General features: G+C 61.5%; 11 protein-coding genes. 1 reads left to right on the plus strand and 10 read right to left on the minus strand.

Going from position 1 to position 16,499, the window contains the following annotated elements; genetic code table 11:
• The first annotated feature begins 307 nt into the window (after window positions 1-307).
• Entirely contained in the window at window positions 308-1,504 is a 1,197-nt protein-coding gene (locus KTJ89_RS15390; RefSeq protein WP_259358369.1) for a type III PLP-dependent enzyme domain-containing protein, read from the plus strand.
• 59 nt (window positions 1,505-1,563) lie between these two features.
• Here the strand turns inward: KTJ89_RS15390 and KTJ89_RS15395 are convergent, their stop codons facing one another.
• The 10 genes from KTJ89_RS15395 to KTJ89_RS15440 form a co-directional block, all read right to left on the minus strand.
• The gene (locus KTJ89_RS15395; protein ID WP_259358370.1) at window positions 1,564-2,601 is read right to left on the minus strand and encodes an ATP-grasp domain-containing protein; all 1,038 of its coding nucleotides are present in this window, start codon (window positions 2,599-2,601) and stop codon (window positions 1,564-1,566) included.
• Between the two features lie 154 nt (window positions 2,602-2,755).
• Complete coding sequence (locus KTJ89_RS15400) at window positions 2,756-4,174, minus strand: hypothetical protein (protein ID WP_259358371.1); 1,419 nt, start codon at window positions 4,172-4,174, stop codon at window positions 2,756-2,758.
• 195 nt (window positions 4,175-4,369) lie between these two features.
• Window positions 4,370-5,920 carry a tyrosine-protein kinase domain-containing protein gene (locus KTJ89_RS15405; protein ID WP_374990289.1) on the minus strand — a complete coding sequence of 517 codons (1,551 nt, stop codon included), beginning with the start codon at window positions 5,918-5,920 and terminating at the stop codon, window positions 4,370-4,372.
• A 108-nt stretch (window positions 5,921-6,028) separates the two neighbouring features.
• Window positions 6,029-7,207: a glycosyltransferase family 4 protein gene (locus KTJ89_RS15410; protein ID WP_172171905.1), complete on the minus strand. Its 1,179-nt coding sequence runs from the start codon at window positions 7,205-7,207 to the stop codon at window positions 6,029-6,031.
• A gap of 4 nt (window positions 7,208-7,211) precedes the next feature.
• Window positions 7,212-8,573 (minus strand): lipopolysaccharide biosynthesis protein, encoded by a 1,362-nt coding sequence (locus tag KTJ89_RS15415; protein ID WP_259358373.1) that lies wholly within the window; start codon window positions 8,571-8,573, stop codon window positions 7,212-7,214.
• A complete protein-coding gene (locus tag KTJ89_RS15420) occupies window positions 8,560-9,162 on the minus strand; it encodes a sugar transferase (RefSeq protein ID WP_310650303.1) in 603 nt (200 codons plus the stop codon). The genes KTJ89_RS15415 and KTJ89_RS15420 overlap by 14 nt, the downstream gene beginning before the upstream one ends.
• Window positions 9,163-9,242: 80 nt before the next feature.
• Window positions 9,243-9,857 carry an arsenate reductase/protein-tyrosine-phosphatase family protein gene (locus KTJ89_RS15425; RefSeq protein ID WP_139909264.1) on the minus strand — a complete coding sequence of 205 codons (615 nt, stop codon included), beginning with the start codon at window positions 9,855-9,857 and terminating at the stop codon, window positions 9,243-9,245.
• A 352-nt stretch (window positions 9,858-10,209) separates the two neighbouring features.
• Window positions 10,210-11,412 (minus strand): DegT/DnrJ/EryC1/StrS family aminotransferase, encoded by a 1,203-nt coding sequence (locus tag KTJ89_RS15430; RefSeq protein ID WP_259358375.1) that lies wholly within the window; start codon window positions 11,410-11,412, stop codon window positions 10,210-10,212.
• Window positions 11,409-13,343, minus strand: a complete 1,935-nt coding sequence (locus tag KTJ89_RS15435; protein WP_259358376.1) for a nucleoside-diphosphate sugar epimerase/dehydratase — start codon at window positions 13,341-13,343, stop codon at window positions 11,409-11,411. The genes KTJ89_RS15430 and KTJ89_RS15435 overlap by 4 nt, the downstream gene beginning before the upstream one ends.
• Before the next feature lie 248 nt (window positions 13,344-13,591).
• Complete coding sequence (locus KTJ89_RS15440) at window positions 13,592-16,279, minus strand: LuxR C-terminal-related transcriptional regulator (RefSeq protein WP_259358377.1); 2,688 nt, start codon at window positions 16,277-16,279, stop codon at window positions 13,592-13,594.
• Window positions 16,280-16,499: the final 220 nt, after the last annotated feature.

A 16,499-nucleotide genomic window follows, 5' to 3' on the forward strand; every position in this document is an offset into this window, starting at 1 on the left:
CAGACGATCTCTGTACGGATGGAGTTCACCCAGACCGAATTCGTCAATTGCATTTTCTTGCACATCGGGGCGCAGGATATTACTGCGAAATTCCGATTCCATTCTGCCCAAGTCAGTTTGATTCTATTTCTATCGTCAGACACCCCGATGGCAGCATGCGGTTCTCCGCAATAATCAGTGAAACGACTCCGCACCCCAACTGCTCTCCGTAGACTGCTTGAATACACGACATGAAGCACAGAAGAGAGTGATTGAAGTGGCGCAGCACGGGACCCGGCAGCACGAGCCCCAAACGCCGGCTTTTGTCTTGGACTCATCAGTCCTCGAAGAATTCATCGATAGATTTCGCCAAGCACTTCTGAATCAATGGCCGAATTCAGTGCTGTCGTATTCTTTCAAAACGAATGCACTGCCATGGCTTCTGTCTTTCATGAATACGCAAGGCGTCTGGGCAGAGGTGGTATCGGATGCCGAGTACCAACTTGCGCTGTCCGTGGGGTATCGCCCGGATCGCATCGTATTCAATGGCCCGGTCAAGAGTCGGCAGCGCTTGCGCCAAGCCCTCGCCCACGGGTCAGTCGTCAACCTGGATTCAAAGCGAGAGGTCAGGTGGGCCGCCGAGTTTGCCAAGGAGCAGCCCGAGCAGACGCTTTCAGTGGGATTGCGTGTCAATTGGAACCTCGAAGAGAGATGTCCCGGGGAGAGCACGACGTCGGGACAGCACAGCCGTTTCGGGTTCAATGCGGAGAACGGTGAACTCGGCGCAGCGATGTCCACGCTGAAGGCCGCAGGGGTGAGGGTGGTTGGTCTCCATATGCACCGGAATTCGCTCACACAGAGCTTGGGAGTCTACACGGCGTCGGCAGAGCTCGCTGCCGAGCTCATCTCCGAGTTCGACCTCGATCTCGAATGGATCGATATCGGCGGCGGGTTCTTCGGCAGCCCTGTCGGAACTCCGACATTCGACCAATATGTGTCGACGATTCGCAGAGGACTCGAGGGAGCGGTCGACATCGATCGAACTCAATTGATCGTCGAACCGGGCGGTTCGCTGATCGCAGTGCCTGTGGAATTTCATTCACAAGTAGTCGACGTCAAATTCGTCGGAGATCACCGGTACGTGGTCACTGATGCCAGTCGCACCAATATCGATCCCCTCTTTCGGAGACAGAGGGAGTTCGATGTGCGAATCGATGCCGCTTCTGAGGAATCGATTCCCGAACAGGTGATCTGCGGCTTCACCTGTATGGAGGACGATCGCCTGACAGTCCTGAGAGACGCGCCGCAGCTGTCGGAAGGTGACCGGATCGTCTTCTACCGGGTCGGTGCCTACACGATGTCCTACCAGTCTTCCTTCATCGAATTCCCTCCAGCTGTCTTCGTCCGGGACGACGATTCTCTGAAATTGGTGAGGCGGAGGGGCTCGGTGGACGACTATCTGGGCGGACATTCGTGGCTCCATGCCACGGCATCTGTACCTGCCTCGGTCGCAGCTGGTTCATGACAGAACCTGAAGCAGGATCCTGACGCTCCGAGGCGGCTCATGCCGGCTGTTGGCCGGCACTATCGACGGAGAACGGAGAATTCGTCTCTTCTCGCCGTCGTCACCCCGACTTCATAGTCCAACAGTGATGGGGCATCGGCCAGTCCCGCCAACTCACGGACCAGATAGGCGGGAACATTCGCTCCCGCAAGGTGACAGAACGGGTACCCTCCACCGAACCGCGGATTGATATCGATGATCTGGGGAGAGCCTTCGGTGTCTTCTTTGAAGTCGACGTCGATCGGACCCACCGGTTTGAGGAGGTCCCCAAGTTCGGCCAGCGCCTGGGTGAAGCCCTTCGCCGCGACAGTTGTGGCGACATCGGTGTCTCCGCCTCTCATCCTGTCCTTGCGTCGCGCAAGTGCCCCATTCAGACGGCCGGTTCCATCGAGGGCAAACACTCCATCGACGCCGAACTCCGTTCCGGGTAAGTGGGTCTGGATGATGACGGCGTCTTCGCCGTGAGTTGTCGGTCGTCCGCCTGCGTCTCTTGCCGTCTTCGCCGATTCGATGACCATTTCCTGCAGAGTCTCACCTGTGGCAATGCGAAGCCCGTCTGATCCGCTTCCGAAACGGTGTTTGACGATGAAGCTGCCGCCCGAGTTCGTCGCCTGCGCCATGTCAGCCTCACTGCCGAGCCAAGTTGCAGGGGTGGGAAGTCCTCGGTCACGCAGTCTCGCAGCCATCAGGTGTTTGTCGAGGACGATGTTCTGCGCATCGGCGTCGAGTGCTGCGACCGTGCAGCCGCCCCTGCGCAGCTCTTCTGCCAAGCCACCGGCCAGCACCTGAAGCTCGTAGTCATTCACTGAGACAAACAGGTCAGGCGATTCTCTCCGAACCCAGTTCAATACCTCTTCGCGGTACTCAGGAGAGTTGTATGCCGGCATCACCACGCCACGGTCTGCCAGGGACAGGGTCGGGGCCGTGTCTCGATACTCGAACGCGATGACTTCGCCGTGGATTCCCTCGGTTCGCAAGGCCCTCTTGAACCACTCCACATAGTGCGCCCGGTGCGCGGCAGAGGCAATGACAACAGTGAGCCCGTTCGAATTCTTCATCCGGAATCCTCCTTCGAGTGCGTTTCGACATTCACACCGACCGCTCAGATCACGGTATCTGAACAGACAGTACTGGCTGAGCACGGAGACAGCAGCAAGCGCCGACGCACTTGGGCATTGCCCTGTGCAGCCGAGGTCGGGCCGATGTCGAGAATCATTGCGGTTCCGAGACGGCTGAGAACTTCACGTATTGGGCCGTTCGCCGGCGTCGGTGGTCGAGGGAGTCGGCGGATGAGTCTACATTGTCAGCACAGCGGTCCGGCTCCCCCTGCTGGAAGGAGACGAATTGCGGAATGATTCGGCGCGGAAGGTAGAAGGTGAGCAGCCAGAGGACGACGAGTGCTGCAATTCGTGCGTACATTCGCACTATCCATGTGTGGAATCCGGACCAGACTATGTCCCCGACCCCGCCCAATAGGGCTGCGAAGAACACCAAGAGCAGAAGGTCGCGTGGCCCCTGGACAGCACGTCGGTAGATGCGGAGCGTCCATGAGTCGATGCGATCAAGCATCACGGCGAGAAGCGGAACCCCGATCACCAAGCCCAGCGCTCCGAAATTCCACCAGAGGTCGCCATAGACGGTTGCCACCGTGGAGAACCCGGTTCCGTACAGCTGCGGATCTGTCAGAGCAGCGAGTTGGTAGCCGATAGCGTCGGGTATCCAGTCAGGCGCGAAGCCATCGGGCAGCGCTGCCCGCAATGGTGACAGAAGCGATGCTCCGAGAGTCGGGAGACCTCCGAGGTCGAAGTCATGTATCAGAGACCCGAAGTTGCCGATGCCGACGAACATCGACGAGAGGCCTGTGTCGTTGCCGTGCTCGCCGCTCAACGAGGCTTCGTATTCCCTGCGCCATACACCCAACACCGCAAGAATCATCGGGGCGAGGAAGACTCCGACCACTTTCAGCCATTGACGCCCGTACCTGAGGAAGAAGATGTAGACAGCGGCCAAGATGAGCGCAATGGCTCGCAAACGGCCTGTCCCCGAGATGATGGCGGTCGGATACACCAGAAGTGCACCGGCGATGGTCACGGTACTCCAGGGGTTCTTCAGACCGCGCGGGCTGAGCAGAATCGCAATGCAGATGAGCAGAATCGCCGCTGACCCGAATCCGTCCGCCAGCACGCCCAGCCGATCTCCCAGAAGAACTGTGGCCGCGATCGTGATGACTCCGGCGCCGAGGGCCCACCGCACGCAGCGGATAGGCAGCACCACCTCATGAGGACGTCCTATTGAATCGGATCTCAGACAGAGCATTCCGATCCCGATCTGAGTCAGCGTACTGCCGAACAAAGCCGTATTGAGGTAGGCCTCGGGATGGGAGCCGACGATGAAAGACGGATCCGGGATGACGAGCAATCCGCTTACTCCGACGATTGCTGCACTCGATGCCATGAACAGTCCCGGCATAGTGATCCGATCACGTCCGAGGATCACGAAAAGGGTCATGCCGTGGGCAAAGGAGATTGCGGCGATGACCCCGCTCGAGAATGCGGCTGCTTCGACGTCCGTGGAGAAGCATATGCGAGCAATGACGACGATCAGCGCACAGACTGCGGTCAGTGATGCCACAAAGATCGGAGAATGAGCAGGGTCCATGAGGGCACCCGTCCGGGCCCCGGACGGGCTCTGCTGAGTGCGGACAGATGACGGCACAGTCATTCACCTTCTGCGGAGCTGACCGGACTCCAGATCGCGCGCAGAACCGGCCCTTCGAACCTCCTCGGCGATTCACCACTTCGATCAGTTCGATCCCTGTGCAAGAACTCAATCATTGCTGGTCACCCTTGTCCCGGGGAATACAGATCTGCAACCCAGATCCGGACGACGCGAGCTGTCAGAGGCTGAGAGGGGGACCTCACGGTCGGAATCTGGAGGAGCCTCCGCCTGCCGGACCGCCAGCTGCTTCGAATAGATGTTCTCCGGCTCGGCGCGGTGCGCCCAAGTGTCGGGATCTTTCCGAGTTGAATGCGCGGCATAGCTGCTGCCATAACTCTGCGAATATGTTGTGCCTGTGGTCCGGGGTACCCCATTGAGCACGAGTCCGAGAAGGCGCGCCCGCACGAGTTGGATCTTTCGCAGCGCCTGAGTGATCTGCGTTCGACGCACAACCCCGTTTCGAGCGACGAAGACGGTTCCAGACACTCGAGTAGCCATCGCTATTGCGTCTGTCGCAGCAAGCACTGGCGCAGAGTCCAGGACAACGGCGTCGTACTGCTTGGTGGCTTCTTCGAGGAAGACTGTCATCTGCTCGCTGTCCAGCAGTTCAGCCGGGTTCGGAGGTATCGGCCCGCTCGCAAGAACGGCGAGGTTGACGAGTTCCATAGGTTGGACGACGTCTTTCAACTCGGTATCCCCGATCAGCACTGTCGACAGACCTGCGCCCCCTTCTATTCCGAGATACCGGTGCACAGAGGGATCGCGTAGGTCAGCATCGACAAGAAGCACGCGGTCCCCGCCGCGGGCGAGGGCGGAAGCGAGGTTGATGGAGGTCACCGATTTTCCTTCGCCTTTCACGGAAGAAGTCACGAGCAGAGATCGGCTCCTGCCCCGCGGCTCAAGGAAGCGGAGGTTCGATCGCAGCTCCCTGTACGGTTCAGCCTGAACGTTCTGCGATCCGTGCTCTGAAACGAAGACGTGGTTCTCTCCTGCAGTGATCAGCGGGACCGTCCCGATCACCGCGGCGTCGGTCAGCTGCTCAATGTGATCTGCTTTGCGCACTTTGTTGTCCAGTCGATCTCTGAGCACGGCGGACAACATCCCTGCGAGTATCGCGGCGATCAATCCGAGCACGAGGTTCTGTGTGAGGTTCGGCGAGGACGGCGCTTTCGGCGCCGTCGCCGGAGTGACGACCGTCAGTTGGACTGTCGCCTTTCCGCTGGTGGTTTCGAGGTCTGCGACCTGCTCTCGCAGGCTTTCAGCCACCGCATTCGCAAGTTTCGCCGACACTTCGGAACCGTCTGCTCTTGCGGTGATCGAGATGAGAAGAGTGTCTTCGGGGACATCTGCTGAGACCCTGTCAGAGATCTGTCCTGCGTCGGCATCCAAGTCGAGGGATCTGATGGCGGGATCAAGCACGATAGGAGTGGTAACGAGATCCGCATAGGTGTCGATCTGCTGCCGAGCGTAATCAGCCGCGGCCGAACGGTCGGTGACCGAATTGCCGGGATCGGTACGGACGAAGACGTTTGCGGACGACTCGTACACAGGGGGCTGCAGCGCCGTGATCCCGGCTACCGCAGCTATCACGACGAAGGCGGTCGACAGTGCGTAGACCCACCGTTCGCGGAGGATCGTCAGATAGTGCTGAACAATCATGATCGTTCACTTCCTACGCGGCAGTGTTCAGTTGGCTGAGAGGTGTGAGAAAGAAGTGCACGGCATTGCCCCTGTGGGTGGACATGACCACTCAGGGAGCCTCCACGATCAATGTGCATCGAGGACCACCCCTCCGAGGCGTTCGTACGTCTTTGACCGGTCGAAGTGGTCTTCGGCCATTCGTCTGGATCCTCGGCCGCGCTCTGCCAGTCGACGGTCATCGGCCATCTTCTTGAGGGCCTCTGCGAATGCGGCCGGAGTCGATTCGCAATTGATACCCGCTCCATACTCGGTGAGGAGATCTTGGTACTCGGCGCACTGCTGAGAGTTGACGACAGGGAGTCCTGCGGCTGCATAATCGCAGACTTTGTTGATGATGCTCGCCGCCGAGTTCGCAACAATGGGATTGATGGCGATATCGCACCCGCGCAGACGCGAAACCATCTCCGGGTATTCGAGCTTGCCGTAGAACACCACGTCCTCATCCAGATCCCCTGCTTCCTCACGCCAGCGATCTTCGAAGGGACCCGTACCCATGACGTGCAGGCGCATGCGGATGCCTTTCCTTCTCAGTTCGCGAAGAGCCCCGAACACCGACGGCAGGTCGTAGCTGTGTCCCAGAGTTCCGATATATGCGAGCTCCGCGATTCCTGTTCGAGGAGGACGCAGAACCGGATAGGAGTCGAATCTCGTCAGATCCGACCCGAGGTACACGGTGGAGACAGTCGAGCCGTCCCTGCGTGCCGAACTCACTCGTTCTGAATAGGTTTCGGAGACGGTCACCACTGCATCCGCAGCTCGGTAGATCGCCTCGGCACGCCTGCGGATGGGGATCAGAGCCTGGCGCACCATCCAGCGTGGTCGCAAGACCATTTCAAAGGCCTCTGGCCATAGGTCCTGCACGTCGAGGATGAATCTCACATCGTTCTTCTCCGCGAATTCGGCTGCGGCATGCGCCACCTCGAGAGAAGGCATGGAACAGTAGATGATGTCCGGGACCTTCCTCCGCCGCAGGTATTCAGCAAGGTTCCTCCCGAGGGCCCGGTGGCTGCGCAGACGACCGGCAGAGACGTTGCTCCGATACGACGGTTCATGCACATAGGTGGTCGAGTACAGCGGGTTCCGTTCCACCGAAGTGTCACGTTGCGTCTTGAACGCGTGCTGGAACGAGGATGTGACCAGCTCGACTTCTGCACCGCGGCGAGCAAGAATGCTCGCCAAGCTGTCGAAGCGATCGTTCGGCAGCCATCCAGTTGCTGTGTAATGGGCGATCATCAATACGTCCATGACTTCACTTCCTTGTCCGGTCCGGATATCGGTCTATGAGCTCGGCAGCAGATCCTGCAGGCTCTGCTGCCGACGGTGCGATGTCTGACAAGTCCGCGCCACCATCGGCAACGTCAGCGCTCGGCCCATCTGCATACGACTGCTTTGCTTTGCGCCTGATCACCCGCGCGAGCGTGAAGGCTCCGGCAGCGGCGCAGACGGCATATCCGATGATCGACCCGTAGGCCGCGCCGAACATTCCGTAGTGCGGAATCAGAGTGATGTATGCAATGAGCGAGGCCACGGTGCCGATGATTTCGACGACCGACACCGTTCCCGGGGAGTCCGCAGCGATGAGGAGGCCCTGTTGGACGCGTGTAACTCCGAAGATGACGGCGGATACAGCCAATGGGATGATAGCGGCTGCTGCCGGCGCATAGGAGTCCGGCAGAACAATGACGATCATGGCGTATGCTGCGGCTGCGAGTACCGCGGCAGAAGCCACCAGCAGCAGAACGCTTCGGGCGATTATTCGCACCACTGGGAAAGAATGGGAAGAGAAGCCCTGAGACCAATTCCGCAATGAAGCATCAACCCACTGCTGCACCGGCCAGGTGGCCATCTCGAGAACAGTGGCTACTGTGACGTACAGGCCCAGCGCGGCCGAACTGCTCAAGATCGGCAGAAGCAGACGATCGGATCGAAGCATGGCGGAATTGCTGAATTCGGATGGGAGAAGCACCCAGCCCCGCCGGCGGAGTCCTCGCTTCTCGGTTCGGGTGGGTTCCAAGTGCTTCGAGGGGCGGGGTGCGACGAACAGGAGGACCGCTGTCGGTACCGCAGAAGCCGCATAGGCCCACATCCACACCACCGGATCATTGACACCGATCAGCACCAGCAATACCGCTCCGACGACGATGATCAGCTGGGTGACGATCGCATTGACGGCAAACCATTTCCACTCACGGCTGCACACATAGGCGACGCGCAGAGCATGCACCAATGAATTGAGCGCAACGTAGGCGGCGATCGCGATCACACCCATCCACATCCATCTGGTGCTGAACGGCGACAGCGCTGCTGCGATGAAGGCGATGGGCAGAACGCAGAGCGTGCCGGGCGTCACCATGCGCGCAAAGACACGATATTCGGTGCCGAATCCTCCAGAACGCGAAGCGATGAAGGGCCGTTCGAGCCCCATGACCGCGAACACGGAAAGAAAGTATGCCAACTGCAGTGCAAAAGCCAGGTCTCCGCGCCCCGCCGGACTCAACACGACAGCGGCCAGCAGATTGACTGCCACTGCACCACCGGCCGCCAAGATCTGGGCTGCCACCAAGACTGCTGCGGCGATCTTCGTGCCCTTCTGACTGTCACTGGCTGACATCACAGGAGTTCTCCCGTCCAGTGAACACAGGCATGGTGTCGTGTCCGTGTTTGCTGATTCCCCGCCGACCGACGACTGTTCGCACCGTCTGCAGAAGAATGGAGGAGTCGATTCGCAGACACCTGCCGTCGACGTATTCGACGTCGAGACGGAAACGGTCTGCCCACTCAAGATCGTTGCGGCCCCTGACCTGTGCCAATCCGGTGATTCCAGGACGAACCTCATGCCGTCGAGCCTGCTCAGGCGTATAGAGATCGAGATATTCGACGATCAATGGTCGAGGACCGACAAAGCTCATATCACCGCATACGACATTCCACAGCGAAGGGAGTTCGTCGAGGCTCGAAGCGCGTAGGAACCGGCCGAGTCGCGTCAGGCGCTGTCCGTCAGTCACACGCTCTCCGTCGGGCTCCACCATGGTTCGGAACTTCAGAATGTCGAAGACCTTGCCACCCAGCCCTGGCCGAGACTGCCGGAAAAGCACCGGTCGACCGTGGACGGCCAGGACGACCAGGGCCACTCCGGCGATCACAGGGGACGCCAAGATGAGTCCGATCACGCTGAAACAGATATCGGCAATGCGTTTCACATTGTCATAAGAGATCCGTCCGTCCGAAGGGTGCGCACGTCGCGTACTCATTGCCGCCGGCCGTCGTCTGCCTTTCAACATCATTCCCCCTCGCCGAGGTTCAGCGCTCTTTGAAACAGAACCGATACCCCTTCGACAGCAGGGGCGAGCTGGAGGGCCGAAAGTGCATAGATGTCCCGAGAGCAGCCGTAGGGGTCAACGACATCGTCGTGCGCCGGAAGCGTGAGGTTCCGCCTCCTGCTCCGGCGCCGACCGGCTGCTTCGACTGCAGCACGCAAGCGGGTTGCGCGGTCAGCTGTCGGAACTGCACCTTCAGTCACAATGTCCTCATCTCGGGTGACTGCGGCGAGACTCGAAATCTCTCTGATGGTGAAGGTTCTGCGAACGATGCGAGGGTTGAGCTCGACGACCTCACGCCTTTGATCGCGTGTCATCGTAAGCACGAGGTCAGCAGCGCCGAGCAGATCTTCGTCCACTTGCCGAGCGTGTACGGCCCGCCCCTCGATGACCCCCATGAACCCGGCGATCTCCCACACTTCTTCCGGCGTCCGATGCCCCAAGGCCGCACGAGTGCCGGCTGAATGAACGCGGATCTCGCAGACCTCGGCAAATCGCTGCGCAAGCGCGAGCTCTGCCAGGGGCGACCGGCAGAGATTGCCCGTGCACACCGTGAGGACATTGAATTCTTCCGACATCAGTTCTTGACCGTCCGCCTGCAACTTAAATACACGACCGCAGGTTCCACCCGATCGGTGTTCTCCATGCCTGTACCCTCCTTGACCATGGAATCCGTGCGACAGATCCGAACTGAAGCGCGCGATTCCCTTGCGGCGGCTCACAGAACGACGCCGCACTGCCCGCCCAGTGTTCGAAGCCCGGAGGCGAGTTCGAACTCACGCTATCTTCGATATTTCCTGCCCGGCCCATTCCGGTCCGTGCCCTGCGGAGGCCCGCATAGGGAGTGCGGATATCCACTCTCGCTATGCCGTCTACGCAGGAAGTGGGCGTTGAACTGTTGGCTCGGCAGTTCGACACTCATCGCGGGGCTCAACGAGCTCGCCGGTCGAGGAACACGTCGACGGTCGCGATGACCCGCTCGACATCGTCATCACTCATCGTCGATCCGCTCGGCAACGCCAGACCCGTGCTGAAAATGCCTTCGGAGATCTCACCGCCGTACATCTGTGCTCCTGCGAATACCGGCTGCAGATGCATCGGGTTCCACAGCGGCCGCGTCTCGATATCGTGCTCGGCCAGCCATGCACCGAGCTCACCGGCGGTGAAGCCCGTACGACTCTCATCGACGAGGACCGCCGACAGCCAGGCGTTGTCATGGTGCTCGTTGTCGTCACCGAAGAGAGTGACCCCGTCAGTCGCCGCGACGATCGAGTCGCGATAGCGGCGGCGGATCTCTCGACGCCGTTCGACCAGACCATCGAGTCTCGCCAGCTGCGCCCGCCCGAGCGCAGCAAGCAGATTGCTCAGACGGTAGTTGAAGCCGATCTCCCTGTGTTCATAATGTGCCACCGACTCTCTGGCCTGAGTCGAAAGATACCTGGCGTACTCAGCCAAATGCTCATCATCCGTGAGCAGCGCTCCCCCACCCGAGGTGGTCATGATCTTGTTCCCGTTGAAAGACACCGCCGCGCCTTCGCCGAGGCTGCCGCAGGCTCGGTCTCGATAACGGGATCCCAGCGATTCCGCCGCATCGACGAGGACGGGGACGTCGAATTCAGCAGCGATCGGAAGAATCCGGTCATAGTCCGCAGGCCGACCCAGCAGATCGACAGGGACGATAGCTGCAGGCTTCGTTCCACTCAAGATCGAGTCTTTCAGCGCCCGATGGAGCTCAATCGGATCCATGTTCCCGTCGTCGACACAGTCGACGAACACGGGTTCGGCCCCGCAGTAGGCAATGGCATTCGCCGTCGCTGCAAACGTCATCGTCGACGTGATCACCTGGTCTCCCGGATTCACTCCGAGACCCAGCAGACCGAGATGCAGAGCGGCTGTGCCAGACGACAGTCCGACCGCGTAGGCGACTCCGACCTTTTCTGCCAGTTCCTTCTCAAAGGCTTCGAGGTCGGGGCCGACGGGAGCGATCCATCCGCTGCGGAAGGCACGGAGCAGGTATTCTTCTTCGAGATCTCCGACGTCCGGCCCCGACAGCAGAATCCGTTTGGCAGCCGGGATGATCTGAGTCGGAGCTGCCATCTGAGGCTTCGTCGGCACCGCATCCGAAATCGTCATGGCCTGACCTCATCCTTCACCAGCTTGACCGGCGCCGGCAGGTAGGCGGGTCCACCGACGGGTTCTCGGCGGCCGACTTCCGGATGAGGGCGACAGGAGCGGTCACAGAAGGTGTCGATGATGCCGCGGTCAGCCGTGAATTCCGGGAGATCGACGGGTGAGAGAACCGGTGCCTCAACACGGCTGATCTTGTCGTGGATGCGGATGACGGTGCCTTCGTAGTCACCGAAGAGCTCCTCGTCGAGCTTCTCACCCTCGCGCAGGCCGGTATAGACGATCTCGGTATTCTGATTCGACATCGCAACCAGACTCCGGGCGATGTCGACGATGCGCACCGGTTCGCCCATATCGAGGACCATGACGTAGCCGTCCTCGCCGATCGTCGCCGCCTGCAGCACCAGCTGGCATGCCTCCGGGATCGTCATGAAGAAGCGTCGGACCTCCGGATCGGTGACCGTGATCGGACCGCCCTGTCTGATCTGTTCCTGGAAGGACAGGAGCACCGATCCGCGGGAGCCCAGAACATTGCCGAAGCGAACCGAGAGGTAGGTGCCTGGCGACTTCGCTGCGAATCCGCTGACGAGTCTTTCGGCGATCCGTTTGCTCCGGCCGAGCTCGCTCGTCGGTGCGGCGGCCTTGTCCGTCGAGATGTTGACGAAAGTTTCGACTCCGACTGCGCGTGCTGCTTCGAGGACGTTGAGGGTGCCGTGGACATTCGTCTTCCACGCCTCCTCGGGGAACCGCTGCAGCATCGGCAGATGTTTGAGCGCCGCCGCGTGGAAGACGATCTGCGGCTTCGCCTCGGCGAAGATGTGGTCGAGGGCGCTCCTGTCGCGGATATCGGCGAGCACTGTGTTCTGCGACATCAGCAGCGCCGAGCCGTAGAGCGTGAGTTCGACTCCGTGCAGCGCGGTCTCATCGCGATCGAGCATGACGAGGCTCTCCGGATGGAGGGCGAACAGCTGCCGGCAGAGTTCGCTGCCGATCGATCCTCCGGCTCCCGTGACGAGTACCCTCTTGCCGGCCACCTTCTTCGCGATCTCTGCCAGATCGGTGTGCACCGGAGCACGGCCGATGAGGTCTTCGACCTTGATATCGCGGATGTCGCCGATCTCGACCTTTCGATTGACCATCTCTGCCAGCGGCGGGATCGTCCTCAGCCATTTCCCTGTCGGCTGCAGACGATCACGGCAGATCTGCAGAAAATCCGCTTCGGAATCGGCGATTGCAACGATGACTCCGGAGACGTTGAGCCATCCGGCCACCTCGGCGATGTCCTCACTTGTCCCCCGAACACGAACCCCATGGATGCTCAGTTGCCGTTTGTGCGGATCGTCGTCGATGAGCCCGACGGGAAGATAGGCGCCGTCAGGGTCGGAGAGCATCTGCCGAATGAGGGACTCGGCTGCGGCACCGGCGCCGACGACGAGCACTCGCTCCCCCTGCAGCGGACGGGTCGCGATCTGGTGGGACCAGCGGACGAGGTAACGGCTGCCGGTCATGAAGATGACAGCGGAGAACACGGTGAGCAGAACGAATGGGGAATCCCCCAAGGTGACAGCCATCAGTCCGCACGCGCTGATCAGTGCGATGATCGCGATGCCGCCGTATTCGGCGAAGCTGCCGTAGTGGTAGCGACTGCGATAGAGCCCGATGAGCAGACCGAGAAGCAGCTGCAGGACCGCTGCGGCTGTGACCGCGGAGACGAGTTCGGCTGCGCCGACGACACCCGCACCCATGACCACCGATGCGAGCAGTCCGGCAACAGCCCATGCGCCCACGTCGAAGACCAGCTGGAATCTGGTCTTGTTCCTCCAGATCCGCATCGCCAGCCGCGCTGACCAGAGTGCACCTGCGGGCACCGGAGCCGGCGAAGCCACACCGCCGGCCCTCCCCCGGGTGAGTGGATTCGGATGTTCTGACACAGTCATCGTGATCTCCCATGTTCGACTCTCCCGGCCCCGTCACTGTGGCGGCCGGGCATCGTCGGTGAGAGCCGACGATGCTGCGATTCCAACTGCGGAATGCGTCGACTTCACGCTATGAGTGCGATGACTCCGTTCTGGTGCTTGCGGAGGGGAGACTGCGGTCATCCGCGACTGCGGTGCGGGTCTCCGCGGGGCATTCTGCCGCAGACGGCGCGAACCGTCTGCGGCTCATGTTCACCAAGGTTGTCGGTTCAGACCGCAGCGAGACGCGGGTTGCCCGCGAGCCTGGATACGAGCTCTGTGCGTGACCCGACATCGAGCTTGCGATAGACAGCGGTGAGGCGGAGTTCGACGGTGCGCAGGGAGACGAAGATCCGTTCGGAGATCTCCCGGTTCTTCATTCCCGCACGAACCAGTTCGACGACCTTGAGCTCCTCGTCGCTGAGTTCGCCGAGGCGCGGCAGCTCAGGCATCGTTGGCACCTTCGGCTCTTCGACGATCTGCCCGGTGCGGAGATGGTCGGCGAGACGACCGGCCCCGACTTCGCGAAACAGCGCCGCAGCGGCGAGTCTCTGTTCACGTGCTCTCAGGTTCGAACCGTTGTCGGTCAGGCGAGAGGCGAACGCCGCATGAGTGACCGCCTTCTCGAAGACGAACTCTGAGGTGCTGGACTGCCGCAGCACTCGTCCGAACAGGTCGGTGGCAGTCTCGCCAGCGGCCAGAAGCGCTTCACTCCGGCTGACGGACAGATCGGTCCACCGAGAAGGGCATGCCTTCGCGCGGTCACGCAGCTTCTGAAGCAGAAGAGTCGCATGCTCTCTTCTGCCGATACCCACCAAGGCTTCGATGAGGTCGCCCTCGAAACGACGCACGTTCGGGTTGGTCTCGTCCGCGGACAGCTGTTCGCAGCGCCGAAGGTGTCCGATCGCTTCGGCCGCGCAGTCGGTGCGCAGCAGGTATCTGCCCTGGAGCGCATTCAGCTCGGCCAGCAGACGGTGGTTGTTCGTCGCCGAAGCTCGGACCGCGGCCTGTTCCTCGACGAGCCCCGCTTCACCGGCGCGTCCGGTCAGCAGCAGCTTCCAGGCGTGCAGCAGCAGGATCCGATCCTGCCGGACGGCGACGAGCCCTCTGCGCTTGTCGGCCTCAGATTCCGCGATGAGCCTGTCGATGACGTCGACGGCCTGGCTGACTCGGCCGAGGCGCATTTCCAGATCAGCACGGACACAGTCCACCTGCCGCTTCCAGACCTTGGTCGCGGCACAGGTCTCACCGATGTGGTCGAGCACAGCCGAGGCGGCTTCATAATGCTCGGTGAGCACCAGTCCCTGGGCGACGGCGAGTCCGAAGCTCGGCCTGATCGCATCCTGGTGTTCCTGCAGGCTCGCGAATCCGGCGAGCGCCGACCCGTCCTTTCCGCAGTTGACGTCAAGCAGGATGCGAACGGCATGGACAAGCTGTGCCTCGCTGTCGCGAAAATGCTCATCGGCGGCTTCGGCAAGTGCCAGAAGCTCCTGCGCTCGAGCGAATTCGCCTCGTTCACAATGGCAGAGCGCCAGCGTCAGCTGCAGGCGCGCCACTTCGGTGGGTGCCTGCTCCGATTCGCCCCTGCTCCACGACGTGAACAGTGAGGACGGCAGCGTCTGCGTCTCGAGGAAGACATTGCGGACTTCGAGAGTCCGAGCGCGGACCACGACCGCGGCCCGGTTCGACCGAGAGGCGATCTGCACATAGCGGCGGGAGAAGGCGAATTGCCCGTGATCGGACAGCGTCTCGGCGATCTCGACCAGCTGACCGCGCAGCTCCTCGAGATCGTTGCAGACCCGGATGGCCCGCTCGGCGAATTCGGCCCCTCCGGCGGTGAGTCCGCGTCGCACCAGTCCGAGAGCGTGTGCCGCCAGCTGCTGTGCGGTCTCCTCACCCGGGTTGATGAACGAGACGTGCCAGGCTTCGACCTGCGGCCACGTGTCGGCGCAGTCTTCGGCCAGGACGAGGTGGGTTCGGCGTCTCTCGCTCGCCCCCATCGACTGCTGCACCATGGCACGGACGAATCCGTGGGGTATCCGCAGAAAGGCCCCTCGACGTTCGATCGTCCCGCGCGATTCGAGTTCGTCGACGGCTTCCCAGAATCCGGGCAGCCTCCTGGCCAGAGGCCGCAGCGGTGTCAGTGGGGACAGAGACAGACATCTGAGCAGCGCTTCGGCATTGGGCGTCAGCCCTTCGACATAGTCGGCGATCATCGGCCGGCTGGCCGGTCCCACTCTGACCGGGATCGACAGCGCGATCTCCCCGCGCATCTCACTGGGTGCCATCTCCTCGAGGATATGGCTGACCGCCAAGGGACGACCCGCGGCGGCATGGGCGGCGACCTGGGCTGCCTCCTCGGCGATCCTCGTGTGTCCGAAGCGGGCCAAGGCGAGGTCCCGGGCGAGCTCGATGAGCTCGGCGATGCTGAGATCCGCAAGTTCGATCTCCGGCACCGAGGCGAACGGACCGTCATCGTCGATCGACCGAACCGTGATGACGATGTGCAGACGTCCTGACTTCAACCGGCGCAGCGCCTGACCGAGCACCCGCTGCGAGTCCATGTCCATCTCGTCGGCATTGGGCACGAGGATGAGCGTGTCCTCGTCTCCTGGAATCGATCGGAGAGCCGTCATCATGTTCGGCACGATCTCATCATCGGCGAGCTCCGCCGGATCGGAGGGGCCGTTCACGGATGCGCTGACTGCGGCGAGCAGACCGCCTATCCCGGACCAGGGCGTGTCCTCATCGAGCGGACTCGATGCGACCCTGATCACCGTTCCATCCCACTCCGACTCGAGTGCCGACAGGATCGATCGCCGCCCGGACCCGAAGCCGCCGGTGAGGGCTGCGGCACGGTGCCGCGAGAGGAGGGAGCGGAGCTCGCCGACTTCCTTGCGGCGAATCACCTGACGCATGGTCCGCCTCCCGTCGTCGAGTCCGGGGAACTCGTTCGGAGAAGGATTTCCGGCCCGGAGACGGACGCCGCCGTTCGCACGGCGCGGGGGTCGGTTCGATGAGGAGACTGAGGAGGCTGAGGAGGCTGAGGCGTGATGTCCATACTCAGATACTGCTCGCCGGCAGCCGTCTCGGACCAGGTGGTCGATACTGGAGTCGCCTTCGGGTCACTACTCAGTC

Source organism: Brevibacterium sediminis (assembly GCF_024895295.1).
Taxonomy (GTDB): domain Bacteria; phylum Actinomycetota; class Actinomycetes; order Actinomycetales; family Brevibacteriaceae; genus Brevibacterium; species Brevibacterium sediminis.

Excerpts from the sequence above, each read along its gene's own strand:
- KTJ89_RS15395 (WP_259358370.1), bottom strand. The coding sequence starts at position 2,601 with ATGAAGAATTCGAACGGGCTCACTGTTGTCATTGCCTCTGCCGCGCAC.
- KTJ89_RS15405 (WP_374990289.1), bottom strand. The coding sequence starts at position 5,920 with ATGATTGTTCAGCACTATCTGACGATCCTCCGCGAACGGTGGGTCTAC.
- KTJ89_RS15410 (WP_172171905.1), bottom strand. The coding sequence starts at position 7,207 with ATGGACGTATTGATGATCGCCCATTACACAGCAACTGGATGGCTGCCG.
- KTJ89_RS15415 (WP_259358373.1), bottom strand. The coding sequence starts at position 8,573 with ATGTCAGCCAGTGACAGTCAGAAGGGCACGAAGATCGCCGCAGCAGTC.
- KTJ89_RS15425 (WP_139909264.1), bottom strand. The coding sequence starts at position 9,857 with ATGTCGGAAGAATTCAATGTCCTCACGGTGTGCACGGGCAATCTCTGC.
- KTJ89_RS15430 (WP_259358375.1), bottom strand. The coding sequence starts at position 11,412 with ATGACGATTTCGGATGCGGTGCCGACGAAGCCTCAGATGGCAGCTCCG.
- KTJ89_RS15435 (WP_259358376.1), bottom strand. The coding sequence starts at position 13,343 with ATGACTGTGTCAGAACATCCGAATCCACTCACCCGGGGGAGGGCCGGC.
- KTJ89_RS15440 (WP_259358377.1), bottom strand. The coding sequence starts at position 16,279 with ATGCGTCAGGTGATTCGCCGCAAGGAAGTCGGCGAGCTCCGCTCCCTC.